4 protein-coding genes are annotated in these 14806 nt (G+C 47.5%); 3 read left to right on the forward strand and 1 reads right to left on the reverse strand.

The features are described 5' to 3' along the window. Positions 1-139 precede the first annotated feature (139 nt). The 3 genes from PFZ69_RS10605 (at position 140) to PFZ69_RS10615 (ending at position 13179) form a co-directional block, all read left to right on the forward strand. Entirely contained in the window at positions 140-1477 is a 1338-nt protein-coding gene (locus PFZ69_RS10605) for a cyanophycinase (RefSeq protein ID WP_270181049.1), read from the forward strand. 289 nt (positions 1478-1766) lie between these two features. After that, complete coding sequence (locus PFZ69_RS10610; RefSeq protein WP_270181050.1) at positions 1767-12053, forward strand: MSCRAMM family protein; 10287 nt, start codon at positions 1767-1769, stop codon at positions 12051-12053. A gap of 124 nt (positions 12054-12177) precedes the next feature. After that, positions 12178-13179, forward strand: coding sequence for an aminoglycoside phosphotransferase family protein (locus tag PFZ69_RS10615; protein WP_270181051.1), 1002 nt, complete (start codon positions 12178-12180; stop codon positions 13177-13179). 19 nt (positions 13180-13198) lie between these two features. Here the strand turns inward: PFZ69_RS10615 and PFZ69_RS10620 are convergent, their stop codons facing one another. Further along, a complete protein-coding gene (locus tag PFZ69_RS10620) occupies positions 13199-14668 on the reverse strand; it encodes an FAD-dependent oxidoreductase (protein WP_270181052.1) in 1470 nt (489 codons plus the stop codon). Positions 14669-14806 lie beyond the last annotated feature (138 nt).

Genomic DNA, 14806 nt, shown 5'->3' on the forward strand with positions numbered 1-14806 from the left:
CTTTTTTATTGGTCGTTATTGGGTGTCGAGAACAACCAGATTATAAAACGGTACATTGAAAAAGTCCAATATAGCAGGTTTTTCCACTTGGCACGGAACTTGCATAATAGTTTGACAATAGAAGAAGGGAGAGAGTGTCATGAGTAGATGGAAACGAACGACTGCTTTACTAGCAGCGGCCTTTTTAGGAATCTTTTTAGTCGTACAGGGGATTCAAAAGCCCGAGCCAAAAGCGAGTACTTCCGGTGGAGGCGAAGAAGGAGCGCTTGTGATCGTTGGGGGTGCACTTAGCCCGGACAATGAAGAAGTGTACAACAAGTTCCTCGCGCTAGCTCAAGCGAAAAGAGGCGTTGAAAAGGAAGACCTTAAAATCGGTATCCTGCCAACGGCAAGCTCAAGTCCGATCGAGAGTGCAACCTCTTATAAGAAAGACTTTGTGAGGTACGGTGCAACGGAAGGAAACATCGACATTCTTCCGATCGCAGTCAACAATGACCGCTCGACAGAAGAAGACGAATCGAAGTGGATTGATAACGGATCGGATGAGGAACTTGCAGAACAGGTGAAACAGTACGATGCGATCTGGTTCGTAGGAGGAAATCAGCTTCACTATACGACAACACTATTGAAAGATGATGAAGAAACGCCGGTTCTCGAGGCGATCAAAGACATCCGTGAAGAAGGAGCGGTGCTCGGTGGTTCGAGCGCTGGTGCTGCGATCATGAGTGATCCGATGATCGGAGCAGGCTCTAGCCTTGGTGCGTTGAGCGACGGTGTGACGGATCGTGATAACTACGGTGACGCCGAGGATAATCGTGTCTTCTTAACGGAGGGGCTAGGATTCTTTGAAGAAGGGATCGTCGATCAGCACTTCGTAAAACGTGGCCGATTCGGTCGATTGATGGTTGCTGCATGGGAATCACAGCATGAAATGGCGTACGGAATCGATGAGAACAGCGCGATGGTCGTTTACCCTGAACGTGAAACGATTGAAGTGGTTGGTGAAAGTGGACTCGTTATCGTCGACCTCGCTGATGCAAAAAAGACGAAAGACTACCCTGCTGCGATGAAAGATGTAAAGATCAGCTATATTGAAAAGGGAGACCGCTACAACTTTGAGTCGAAAACCTATGAGATTACAGAGGACAAGCCACTCATCACCGATCCTTATTATCAGCCGAATTCTGCGAACACAGGGATCTTTGGTGAAGATGCGCTAAAGCAGGTGTTAACCTATGATCTTATCGATAATACCGCAACGACAGCCGTTGGACTAGCGATCGATTTAACGGATGAGGACCGTGGTGAAGGATTCAAGCTGACGTTTAAAGAAACGAAGGACACGAAGGGCTACTGGGGTAAAATTGACGGCGTCGAATCGTACGCTGCAGTAAATGTAAATCTCGACCTTGCCCCGATGAAAGTGAAGTTGAAAGTAGATAACATGAAAGAAAAGAAGATGGAGGAATTTGAGTAACGGCGACGATAGAATAGTTGCTTCGACAACCTTGCTACTAGTAGTTTACTAGAATCTACATGTGCAGGTTACCTTTCAAAGCCTTAACGCTTCAATTTTAATATGGACATGATCATTAGAAGCTCTTCCTAACTGGAAGAGCTTCTTTATATTGGAAAAAACGATGTCATGGAATTCTATTTCAGTCATAACGTTATTACGTAGAAGTTTAACTTTTTCTAATTTTTTACTTCCGGATTGGGCAGTCGTGCGTATAGTAAAAAGATTGAAACCTATTGGAGGTGTTCGCGTGCCGTTTCCTAATAACAATCAGTTTACGCCGATCTTGGTGGGTGGGGAGGTTTATGCAGATTTAATCAAGGATATGAATCCATCTCAGACTGATATCGTTGGGGATGAAAGCAATCCGTCGTTTTATTACGCCTATGATACGATCAACGTCTATTTTCGTATGCGGGTCAGAGCGGATCCACGTAACCGGTCAAAAACGTCGTTTAAACGAAATGCATGGGGAGTGCTGCTCAATACATCAGGAGTAGCTGGAACCTACGATTGGATGCTTGCAGTTAATGGATTGAAAAATCGCGTGAATTTAATTCAAAACGTAGACAAAGAATTTAACTCATGGAAAGACTCAGCCGAAGGAACGAATGGAAAAGGGGAGCCGAATTTTCAACGACAGATTATTAACTTTGATGTAGCGAGAGTTGTCCAGGCGGATACGACGTTTGGGGATTCACAGAACTTCTTTATTGATTTTCTTATTCCAGCTTCCACGTTCTTCTCTTATCTAGATATCAAGCCAGCAGATCCGATCCAAATGGTAGCTTTTACTGCTACAAATAACAACAACTATAACAAAGATTCATTACGTACAAAAGAAGACTATGAATTTAAGGATGCTCTTTCTGATCCAACGACGGTGAACGATGGGAATGTAAAAGCGAACTTACAAATCACTAAGACGATGATTTCAGGTCCTACTGAACCAGTTGCTGGGCAGAACTATGAGTGGACTGGTAGAATCACGCTAACGAATATAGGTAAAAGTCAGGCGACGATCTTGAACGTTGTGGATGTAGTCGCGCTTGATGTCGTGTCCGTTTTTCAAGCTACATCCGTTTCTCAAGGCTCGACTGCTTATAATGAGGGGAATAAAACGCTCACGTGGACGGTTGGAGACCTTGAAGCAGGTGAGAGTGCAACCTTAGATTTTATAGAAAACGGCTTGTTTTATACATCCGGAAACCAGGTTTTGAATGTCGCAACAGGCATCGGCTTTGATTTGTTTACAGGTCAGGAGCTGGCGATCGTTCGGTCACCGGTTACCGTCGATGTTCAGGCAACGGGTGGCGTCGCTGGAAACGTGCTCAATCAGGTGAACGGACTTCCAGAAGAAAACGTTTCGGTGCGCTTGCTATCCGGTGCAACGGAAATAGCCACAACGCAAACCGATGCGTTTGGGGATTACAATTTTACGAATATCCCGGCAGATACGTATACGCTTGAGTTTTCAAAAGCTGATTTTAACGGTGTTACAAGAGTTGTAGAAGTCACGGAAGACAACGTTACGATCGTAAATCTCTATCTAGCACCTGTACTAGGAAATCTAGCTGGGACCGTTAATTCAGGCGGTGTTCCGATCTCAGGTGCAAAGGTAGCGATCTCGAACAATATTGGGCAGGAAATTCTTGCGACGACGACAAACGGTGCAGGTGAATATACGTTAAACAACCTTCAGCCTGGTCATTACGTGATGACGGTCACGGCTGATGGGTTTCAGTCTCAGTCGATCGGGAAAGATGTGATCTCGAACGCTACAGCGACGGAAAACTTCTCGCTAGCTCCTAACCCTGGAATAGTGGAAGGCACAGTGACGAGCGATGGGGTGCCGATTGCAAATGCAACGGTCGACATCATCGGGTCGACAGGCCTTGTCGTTGCTTCAGCTACGACAGATGCAGCTGGAGAATGTGTCATCAATCGCCTAGCTCCTGGCACGTATCGATTCAGAGCAAAAGCAGCTTCTTACCAGACCTTTAACGTAGGGTTTACTGTTCTTGCAGGTCAAACGGTCGAGGTAGATGTTGATCTTCTTCCTAATCCAGGATCACTCGAAGGTCGTGTGAAAGATGAAGACACGAATGAAGATTTAGAAGGCACGACTATTAAAATAACGAACGCCTTCGGATTAACGATTGCGAACGCGACGACGGATGCGAGCGGGGAATTTGCAGTCGGTTCACTCGCTCCTGGAAACTATGTTGCAACGTTCGCTTCTGATGGCCACGGAGCGAAGAACTTCGGCTTCTATATTCGGTCTGATGAGACAACGACGCTCGACTGTTTTCTGAAGCGTTTAACGGGAGTTCTAGCTGGTACTGTCGTATCGGATGGAAGTCCAGTAGGAGGAGCGAAGATCGATGTGGTCGCGAATAACGTCGTCGTCGCAAAAACCGTCGCAAACGATGACGGTACCTATACGATTAGAGGACTTTCTCCTGGGCGCTACACGTGTATTTTTACAGCGGATGGTTATTCGACAACAACGTTAGGTGCATTGATCAGCAATAACCAAACGTTTACCCTCGATGCTGAGCTTCAGCAGATTTTTGGGTCGTTAACAGGGGCTGTAACGACAGATGGAGGCGCTCCGCTTGCTGGAGCCGTGATTCTCGTGAATAACTCTGATTCTGATGTTCTCGTGTCGAGGCGCGTCACCGACACGAACGGAGACTATTCAGTGAGTGATCTTAATCCGGGAAGCTATTCGATCACAGCTTCATTTAAGAACTATCAATCGTTATTAGGCGGCGCGATCATTACTCCTGGAAATGAATCAGAGCTTAATTTTTCATTAACACCTAATCCATCCACCATCGTCGGAACGATTATCAATGAAGAGACGGGCGACCGTATTACAGGTGAATCGATCCAAATGCAGCTGATCGATTCGAACGGTGTGTTGCTGTCCACAACGTTCTCAACGAACGAAGGTGAATTTACGTTTGAGAATGTGCTCGTTAACACGTATACGATCAACGCGAATACAGCCGCGTATCGTAGTTCATATGCGAGCGTGAAAACAGAGCCTGGTCAAACGGTGACAACAAGCGTAGGGCTTGTCCCATTACCTGGGTTTATTACCGGTACGTTACGTGATGCGGACACGAATTTGCCCATTGCCGGTGCAACGATCAACATCAGTAATGCACTTGGTTTTCAGGTAGATTCATTGATTACGAGTGGAGACGGGGAGTTTTTTACAGTAGGGCTGCCTGCAGGAATTTATACGATGGCTGTCGTCGCTCAAGGGTATGAAACGGCATTGATCGGAGAAATCGTACCATGGGGCTTTACGAAGAGCATCGATATCGAATTAAAAGCAAATCCAGGTTCAATAATCGGAACCGTTACGCCGGTAGCTGAAAATTTAATCGTTCAGCTATATTCGCTCGATAACCAGCTCGTAAACGCAACGGCGGCTGACCCAACAGGTGCATATCAGTTTGAAAATTTAGCGCCTGGAAACTATATTTTAAAAGCTGCAGCTCCGAATTATTCTGTTGCTTGTACGGGGGCTTTCGTAGAGTCAGATACCGTTTCGAACGTACCCATGACGATTAAGCCAAATCCGGGTTCGATCAGCGGAAACATCGTGAATGATTTAGGTACGACATTAGCGAACGTGACCATTTCGCTTCTCGATGAAAATGAAACGCCGATCGCATACGGAAATACGGACGTTGATGGGAACTATTTTATCAGCAACGTGCCACCAGGAAGTTATGCGCTCATCGCGAAGCTGATGCTGCACACGACGACATCAGGTACAGTATCCGTTGAAGCAGGGCAAGAGGTGCAAAACATCGATTTTGTCATGGCGAGGGTGCTCGGGACGATTTCAGGCGGTGTCTCTGATTTTCAAACAGGCGAGGTCATCACTGGAGCTTCAGTTCTTCTTAGAAACAGTCTCGGAATTCTCATCAAGTACACCACAAGTGATCAGTTCGGAAAGTTTCTGTATCGAAACATTGGTCCAGATTCCTATACGATTACGTGTTCGGCGCCGAATTATTCTACTGAGATCACAGGAGTTATCGTTCCGCCTGGAGAAACGACGGGTGCGAATGTAAGACTGAAAACAACGGTTGGAGATATTCGGGGTCAGGTTGTTGATGAAAACGGTGATCCAATCAGTGGAGATAACATCCAACTAAAGTTACTCGGGGCAAACAAAGAACTGCTGCAAGCGCTGTTGGCAAATTCAGATGGTTCGTTCGTCATCCCAAGTTTATCGGAAGGAACATACTTTGTTACTGCAACATTAGCTGGGTATACTGCTAACCTTGTGTCTACGATCATCACTGCAGGTGAAGTAAGCAACGTTACCGTTCAGCTTTCGCCGATCCTTGCAACGATTGCCGGGAATGTCGTCGATGCGAATACAGGTGCCCCGATCACAGGAACCGCTGTTTTTCTATCGCTCACAAAGAGCACGGGCGTTTTTGTGTCGAGTATCTATCCGAGTGAAAATGGTGTGTATCTATTCGATTCGGTATTGCCAGGTTCCTATTTATTGAACGTGAATGCAGAGGGATATGGGAATGAAGTCATCACGGTTACCGTACCGCTTGAAGGCGTTGAAATGGATATCGCCCTTGAACAGAACCCGGGTGCGGTCACTGGGTTCGTGACGAATCAATTGTCGAGTGAACCGTTAAATAATGCAGTGGTCACCGTAAACAATTTCGGTAAAACGTTAGAAAGTAAAGTGGTAACAGATAGCTTCGGTCAATTTACGTTCCCGAATTTATCTCCAGGTTTATATCGTGCGATCGTTGCTGCTGAAGGGTTTTCAAGTCAGAGTGCTACGTTTGAAATCTTACCAGACCAAACGACGTCATTAAGCTTTATTATTACACCTGAGCCAGGTGATCTGATCGGTACGGTAACAGATATTGAAACAGGCGATCCGATCGGTGGAGTCAACATTCAAGTGCGTTATTTAACACCGACTGGCCCTGTTTATGCGACAACGTTAACAGATGCTTCAGGTGTGTATCATACCCCTGGGTTGTTTGCGGGAACGTATACGGTGATCGCTTTCGCAGAAGTGGGTTATGGTTCTTCGAGTGCGTCCGTTAAAGTTCCTGCGAATGGATCGCGGACGTTAGATTTTGAGCTCGAACCGTTTCCTGCGATTGCAGAAGGAACGATTCGCGATGAAACGACTGGTGAACCAGTGCCAAATGTCTTTGTGAGGTTACTAGATATACACGGAAGTTCCATTCAAACAGTGAACTCAGATATGAACGGTTTCTATCGTTTTACGAATTTCACAGCGAGTCAGTACTTGATCTCTGCTATTTCACCGAATTACCAGCGTGTGCAAGTATCGATCAATCCGCTTCCGGGTGAAACGGTCGTAAGCGATATCTTCTTCACACCTGAACCAGGTGGCATCTCGGGGATCATCCTCGATGCAGAAACGGATTCACCGTTAGTAGGAGCACAGGTTGAAGTGTATTCTCCAGGATCCACTGTACCAGTAGCGCGTCGAACCGCAGGAGCGAGCGGAGACTTTTCGATCACAGGGGTATTTCCAGGGTCCTTTTCGATCAATGCGTACACGATTAATTATAGTCAAGAAATAAAGGGGATCACCGTTGAAGCAAACGAAACCACGACGTTAGAATTCCGCCTTGTCCCAGATCCTGTTACAATTTCAGGCACAGTAGTGGATGATACCGGTCAGCCATTAGGAAATGTCAGTGTACGAATTATCGATGAAAATGAAGTCGAGGTAGGGAACGGGATTTCAGATATTGATGGGAACTTCTCGGTGGGTAATCTGCCTCCAGGTTCTTTCACAGTTATAGCAGGAATCGATGATTATGCAGAGTATACAACGGGTGTATCCGTTCCACCAGGAGGAGAGTACAGTGACCTCACGGTTGTCATGATCCCTCTCGGGGGAACATTTACCGGGAGCGTCGTTAATGCATCAACTGGTGAAGGGATCCCTGGTGTGTTGATTTCCGTGAGTACACCTGAAGGAATTCCGATCATTTCTACAAACTCTGAAACGAACGGTGAATTTGTATCGCCGCTTTTATCGCCTGGCATGTACACCGTCATCGCGAGCTCACCATATTTCGTTCAAGATCAGACAGGGGTTATCGTTGTATCCAATCAGTCGACAGAGATCAGTTTTTCACTTGAAGAAGTCGGTGGCACCATCTTTGGAACCGTTGTTGGAGTGGACGGCGATCCGATCGAAAATACTTCGATCGCCATCAGGGTGTTAAACGACAACGGTGCACTGCTGCAGACGCTCCAAGCTTTATCGGATGGAACGTTTGAAGTCCTGAACCTTCCTTCTGGATCATATCGCATCAATGTGATCGCGGATCGCTATCAAGCAGCTACAGTCGGTGCGATCGTAGAGAATGGAGAGATAACGGAGCTAACCGTACCTCTATCTTTAGCGGGAGGATCGATTCAAGGTACGATCACCGATACGAGCGGCGCGCCGCTTCCGGGGAGCTTTGTTGAGGTAACGAATGTGAATGGTGTCCTCGTTGCGACGATCACGACGGATCAGAATGGAGAATTTCTTCTTTCAGATATTAAGGTAGGTCAGCTCAATGTAAAAGCCACTGCCCCTGGCTATGGCGCTACAACGATCGGAGTGATCGTGGAGCCGGCTGAAACATCACCTGTTCAACTCGCTCTGTCAGAGATTACGGGTACCATTTCAGGTGTCGTCACAGACACCGATGGGACGCCGATCGGCAATGCGACAGTTACCGTGACGGACGGTACGAACACGTCAGTCGCAACGGTTATTTCAAATAGCGATGGCTCTTATACAATCCCGCAGTTAGATCCTGATCAGTATACCGTTACGGCTAGTGAAAGCAGTACCGGTGCAAATGTTGTAACAGGAACAGTAACTCCTGATGAAGAGACTGTCGTAGATATTTCATTGATTCCGACAGGCGCAGTTGTTCAAGGAACGATATTGGATGTCGGCGGGGAGGTCGTTGTAGGGGCAACGGTGGAACTGAGGTCGGTCAGTCCGTTCGGGCCGGTCATAAGTACGGTTTTGACCGATAGTGACGGAAATTACGATTTCGGTACGATTTCGAATGGAACGTATACCCTTGTCGTCACCGCTGAGAATTATGGAAGCGAAAGCGGCTCTGTCCTCATCGAGGCAGGTGTGCCAACGATCCAGCAATTTGCACTTACGCCGGATCCATCTAGCGTGGAAGGTGTAGTTACGACTGACGGGGTTCCTGCACCGAATACAGTCGTGCGACTGTTAGATATCACGGATACAAATCTATTCGAGGTGCAAACGGACGCAGAGGGCAGGTATCTCATTCAAAACATTAATCCTGGTATCTATTCACTCGTGGTCAACAATCCTGATTATCAATCTGAAAAGCAAGGGTTTACGATCGGAGCTGGAGAAACGACAACCGTTAATTTTGATCTCGTCCCACGTCCGAGTGCCATTTCTGGTAGGGTTCTAAATACACAAACGAACTTCCCTGTGAGTGGTGCGATTGTGCAGATTCTCTATGGAGATAGCGTGCAGCCATCAGAACGAGCCGTTACAGATCCTGCGGGTGAATACACCGTAACAGGTCTTGCACCTGGTGCGTACACGGTCATCATCACCTCCCCGAACTTTGATACGTTCACCGCCGGAGCAACTGTTGCAGCGAATGAAACAACAACGATCGATGGCTTCCTCACTCCAGATCCTGGTGTCGTGACGGGAACGGTTGCTGGACCAGACGGAGCGGTAGCGGGTGCTTCAGTAAAAGTCATTGATCCGAACGGAAGCGTCATCGGGTCGGGAGTAACGGATACGAGCGGCACGTGTTCGATTGGAAATCTGCCAGAGGGAATCTATGTTGTTTCTTGTACTGCTCCTGACCATGAAAATGCGAAGCAGGGTGTAGCGATTACACCAGGAGAAGTCGTAACGGTGTCGTTTGAACTTGGAGCAAACAATGGATCGATCGATGGAATCGTAACGGATGCAGATGGTAATCCTCAACCTGGAACCGTTGTGAATATCGTATCGCCTGATGGAACAATTGTTGATTCCGTTGTAACAGATGAAGAAGGATTTTATACCATTCAGAATCTAGAGCCTAAGACGTATCAAATCATTGCTGATAAACCTAATCAACCAACCACATCAGTAGGGGGAATTGTAGAACCAAATGACACCACAACATCTGATGTTCAAACACCTCCAACGTTTGGAAGTATTACCGGAACGATCACGAATGCTGATGGAGACGTGCTTACAGATAGAACCATTCTGGTCAATTTGTTTGACCAGAACGATGCCTTGATCACGTCAGTTCAAGCAGAGACGAATGGCACGTACACGATACCGGACATAAAAGAGGGCAACTACCTTCTTACTGCGACCACCAAAGGGTTCAGTCCAGCAAGTTTTGCCATTCCGGTCGAAGCAGGTGAAGAGAGCACGCTCGGAGTACCTTTGAGCCCTCGTGCTGGCGGATTATCCATTCTCGTTGTCGATGACGTAACGAGCACACCTGTAACGGGCGTCGTGACCAATGTAAAAAATGAAACCGGTATTCCGATCACCTCAGCTGTGACAGATCAGGATGGAATCGCTGTTGTTGAAGACTTAGAACCAGGGACAGTGGTTGTTTCTGCAGCCGCACCAAATTATACGAACTCCTCGCAAGGAGCGATTATTGAGCCAGGTGTTACAAAAGAGGCCACCTTGGTTCTATCTCCTGAAACCGGTGATTTGGCAGGTGTTATTACAGATTCGAACGGTGATCCGATCGCTGGTGCAACCATTCAGATCCTTGATTCGAAACGTTCCGTGATCACGACGGTGTTAACGCAGAGTAATGGGGCATATAAAGTGTTCGACCTTGCGCTAGGCATCTATACGATGCTCGTGAACAGTCCAGGATATGAACAGCAGTCGTTAAGTGCAGATATTTCTTCAGGTGAAACGACCGCGACGAGTATCTCGCTTCCATCCGTACCAGGATCCGTGAAGGGTGTTGTCACAGATTCAGAAACAGGTGCGCTTTTATCGAGGACGAACGTGGAGCTGCGTCTGATTAGCTCGTCAGGTCCAGTCATCGCATCCACGTTGACGGATTCACAAGGCATGTATGTACTTCCAGACATTGAAGCGGGCAACTATACGGTCGTTGCGAGCAGTCGCTTCTATGGTGACGATGCTGATGCAGTATCTGTTGAGTCTGGTGAAACCACGTTTGCTGATCTTCAGCTTTCCTTAACAAAAGCAAGTGTGGTAGGACGCGTGACAGGAGAGGGTACGGAACCTTTAGCGAATACGCTCGTTCGAATATCTGATCAAAATAAAGTAGTTGTAGCAGAAGTTCAGACAGATGCTGACGGGAACTTCCAGTATGAAGGGCTGAACCCTGGAGAGTACAACATCTCAACGATCAACCCAGATTATCGAGCAAACGTCGTATCGTTCCAGGCTGAACCTGACGCCCCGACTGTCGTGAATAGTTCACTCGTAGCAATTCCGAGTCGATTTACAGGACTCGTTACAGATGCTGAAACAGGTCTTCCGATCGTAGGTGCGATCGTTGAAGTGTTCGATCTCATCAATCGCCCGGTTGCGGTTGCGCTAACGAACATCAACGGAAGATACACGATCACAGGACTCAGTGATGAAACGTATGCACTACGTGCATCAGCGCAAGGATATGGCTCTGAAGGAAGGCAGTCCACGTTGTTTGTGAACGATACGAACGTAGAGAACTTTGCGCTTGGAGAAGCCGCAGCTTCCATTTCAGGTACGGTTCGATCTGCAACGACGGAGGAGCCGATTAGTGAAGCGACCATCAGTGTTTTCGATGAAGAAGGCGTGCTCGTTGGAGACACATTCACAGATGAAAATGGTGCGTATACGATTGGGAACCTTAGTGCAGGAACCTTTACGGTCGCAGCCGATGCGATCGATTATCTAGAAGATCGGCAGGTAGTGGTGCTAGCAGCTGGTGAAGAGCGTCAAGGAGTCGATTTTGCACTTCGCCCTGGTGAGGACGGAGGAATCGCTGGCCGGGTAACTGACCGAGGAACAGGAGTACCGATCGATGGTGTGTTGATCAGGCTTTATAATGAAGATGGGACGCTGGTTCGAGAAGTGAGAACGAACGAAGAAGGAGTTTATTCACTTTCTGGTCTTCCTGTTGGCCTGTATGAAGTCAGGGCGACGAGAGCAGGATATGAACCGTTCAGCACGACCGTTCGCGTTCGTCCGAATGAGGAAGTCCTCCTTGAAATCAGCTTGGTCTCAACGTCACCAGTGCCGCCACCGGTTCGTGACGAGTATTATATTACGACGAATCGAGGAGAGTTCTTACGATTAGATGGAGGGATGGTTCCAACGCTGTTCAGGATGGAGAGCATCAATGAATCAAGAGGATGTGGAACGTTCTCGTATGTAAGTGAAACGGGAGCGAGGAGAACGATCACGCTCGATCTGTCTTCGATCACGATTAGTCCAGTAAGAGGATAATAAGCTAGCCCAGGGACGTTTGTTCCTGGGCTTTTTCATTTTTATAACGAAATACGGCCCTCGTTTTATAAGCAAAAAAGTTGTATGCTACAGGATAGAGATTCTTTATAAAGGAGGACGGCAGATGAGCCAACCCGATTTAGAACGGATGTGTGAGATATGCGGGCTCGGTAAGCAGATCACGCTACCTGAACGGATTCATGGCGGGCTCTTACACCGGATGTATGCTGTTTTGACTACGAAAGGGAAATACGCGATTAAAGTGTTGAACGAGGAGGTCATTACGAGACCTTCTGCTGTAAAAAACTTCTTGAATTCAGAAGAAGTCGCAACGGTCGTGTCGAACGAGATCCCAGCCCTTCCTGCTCTGTGGCTTAACGGTACGTTCCTTCAACAGCTCGATGGACAGTACTTTCTTGTGTACGACTGGATTGAAGGGGAAAGCCTCAAACCGGTGTCGATCACGAGTGACCATAGCAAAAAAGTTGGCGCGCTGCTTTCAGACATTCATCGGACCGATTTTTCCACGTTACACATTCCGTATGACATTGAGGAAAGTGAGGTGACGGACTGGGAGTACTACTTGCACCTCGGTAAAGAAGCCGATGCGCCTTGGGTTCCGCTATTTGATACGTATGTAGAGAACCTTTACAGGTGGACAGCGATGGCGAAGAAAGCATCCGAAATCCTTTCCTCAGAAGTAGTGATCAGTCATCGAGACCTTGATCCGAAAAACGTGCTTTGGTCAAACGGTGAGCCGATCGTCATCGATTGGGAATCGGCTGGGTATATCAATCCGATGCAAGATCTTCTTGAAACGGCTGTTTACTGGGCGATGACGGGGGAAGGGAAGATCGACAAAGAGCGCTTTTTCTCATTCATCGACGGCTATAAGAAAACGTGTGAACCGTATGCCGACTGGAAAAAGGTACTCGCAACAGGCTTTTCAGGAAAGCTTGGCTGGCTAGAGTACAACCTGAAGCGTTCGCTGAAGCTAGATGGGTCGTTGGATGAAGGACAGAAAATGGGTACAGACCAAGTGCTGCAAACGTTAAACGAGATCAAGCAGTATGCCGATTCCCTGCCGACGCTCGAGAATTGGTTGCAGGAGAAGGATAGAGGATAAGGCGGGGGCGCAGCTTTTCCTATCGCTTCCCTGCGATCGATTGATACACATGATACCCGCTCGTCGACACGCCGATCGTACCAGCACCTGGGAATACGCTATCACCGCAAAGCCATAATCCATCGAGTCCTGTTCGATGCGATAGGCTATTGAACAAGCTGAATTCGTTCGTTTGTGGAAACCCACCGACCATACCATTCGGTCGTTTCGTGAATCGCTCCCAAGCACGAGGGGCACCAGCCATCATCATGTCGATGCCGCTTCTTACTTCAGGGATCACGCGCTCGACGCCACTCAGAACTTTTTCCGTTAAGAACGCTTTGTACTGATCGTATTTTTCTTTCGTATCCCAGCGATGAAGCTCTGTATGTGTGCTCACAGTAAGTGTTCGGTAACCTTGTGGTGCACGTATCCGGTCCTTTGAGCTTGAAAGAGAGAGAAAGAGGTGGTCCCCTTCTGTCATGGTTCCGCCTTCAACCAATACTTGATTGAAAAGAGCGGTGTATTCTGGAATCACGTTCTCCTCGATCGCAAGGTACATCGTGAACGCTCCCCACTGTGAAATTCTGCTTCTTTTTTGAAGCTTGTTCGGAAGCTCAAGTTGAAGGGGTTCTGAGAGGAGGGGGACGAAGCTCTGTACAGGAAGATTACAAATCAGATGATCTGCTCTCCAGTTCTCTCCGCGCTGATCGACCACAACCCACTTTTTCTTTTCGCGACGAATCGTTTGAATGTGTTTTCGTTTAAACGTTTTGCCACCATGCTCTTCAATATAAGCCTGCAGTTTTTCAGCGATAGAGAAGAGACCGCCCTCCGTGTAGTATGCGCCTTCATGGTAAATATCGAGTGCGAGCGCTCCCATGAGTGCTGAACATTCACCGCTCGTTGCCTGCATGCTGTCGATCAACTGACCATCGATAAAATGGCGAAACGCATGCGCTTCATGAAGGTGATGTTTCTTTAATAGATCACCCATCGTTTTTCGTAAATAAGGGAGAAGCTTTGGAGTTCCGATGTTGACTGAGAAGAGCAGTTTTCTCCATTCCGTTATGGTGACGGGTGGCAGGACGGGCAGCGGCTTGATGAGTTTCCGTATTTCAGCACCTATTTTCCACACTTCCTGATAGAACGAGACGATTGCTTCCGCATGATCAGGAAACTGAGAGGTACATTCAGCGAGGTGCCGGTTTCGATCAGCATAGTAAGGCATAACAGAAGAACCGTTATACACTCTCATGATTTCGTCTAATTTTACAAACGGAATTGAAAGTCCAAGTTCATCAAAAATGCGGTGGTGAACGCCGCCTTCCTCAAACCCCATCCCCATCGTCGCACCGACAGGAAACAGGTAATCCTTTCGGCTGAACTTACCGGCAGAACCGCCCCATTCGTTCGACGCTTCTAGCACCGTCACATTATACCCGTCCTTTGTGAGTAACGCCCCGGCAGTTAATCCACCGATTCCGCCCCCGATGATCGTGATATCCAAACGAATCCCTCCAAGATTTTCCGGTACTTATATGTTCTATTATAAAGGTGAATCGGACGAGTTGCATGGTTTATGTGTGCTAAGGGCTGTGAGAAATACTGCTCAATTGCTGAAAATTCATCAGTAGTACGAGATAAT

It is taken from the genome of Alkalihalobacillus sp. CinArs1, from assembly GCF_947387515.1.
Lineage (GTDB): Bacteria > Bacillota > Bacilli > Bacillales > Guptibacillaceae > Guptibacillus.

Coding starts and splice junctions, on each gene's coding strand:
- PFZ69_RS10605 (WP_270181049.1), top strand. CDS start 140: ATGAGTAGATGGAAACGAACGACTGCTTTACTAGCAGCGGCCTTTTTA.
- PFZ69_RS10615 (WP_270181051.1), top strand. CDS start 12,178: ATGAGCCAACCCGATTTAGAACGGATGTGTGAGATATGCGGGCTCGGT.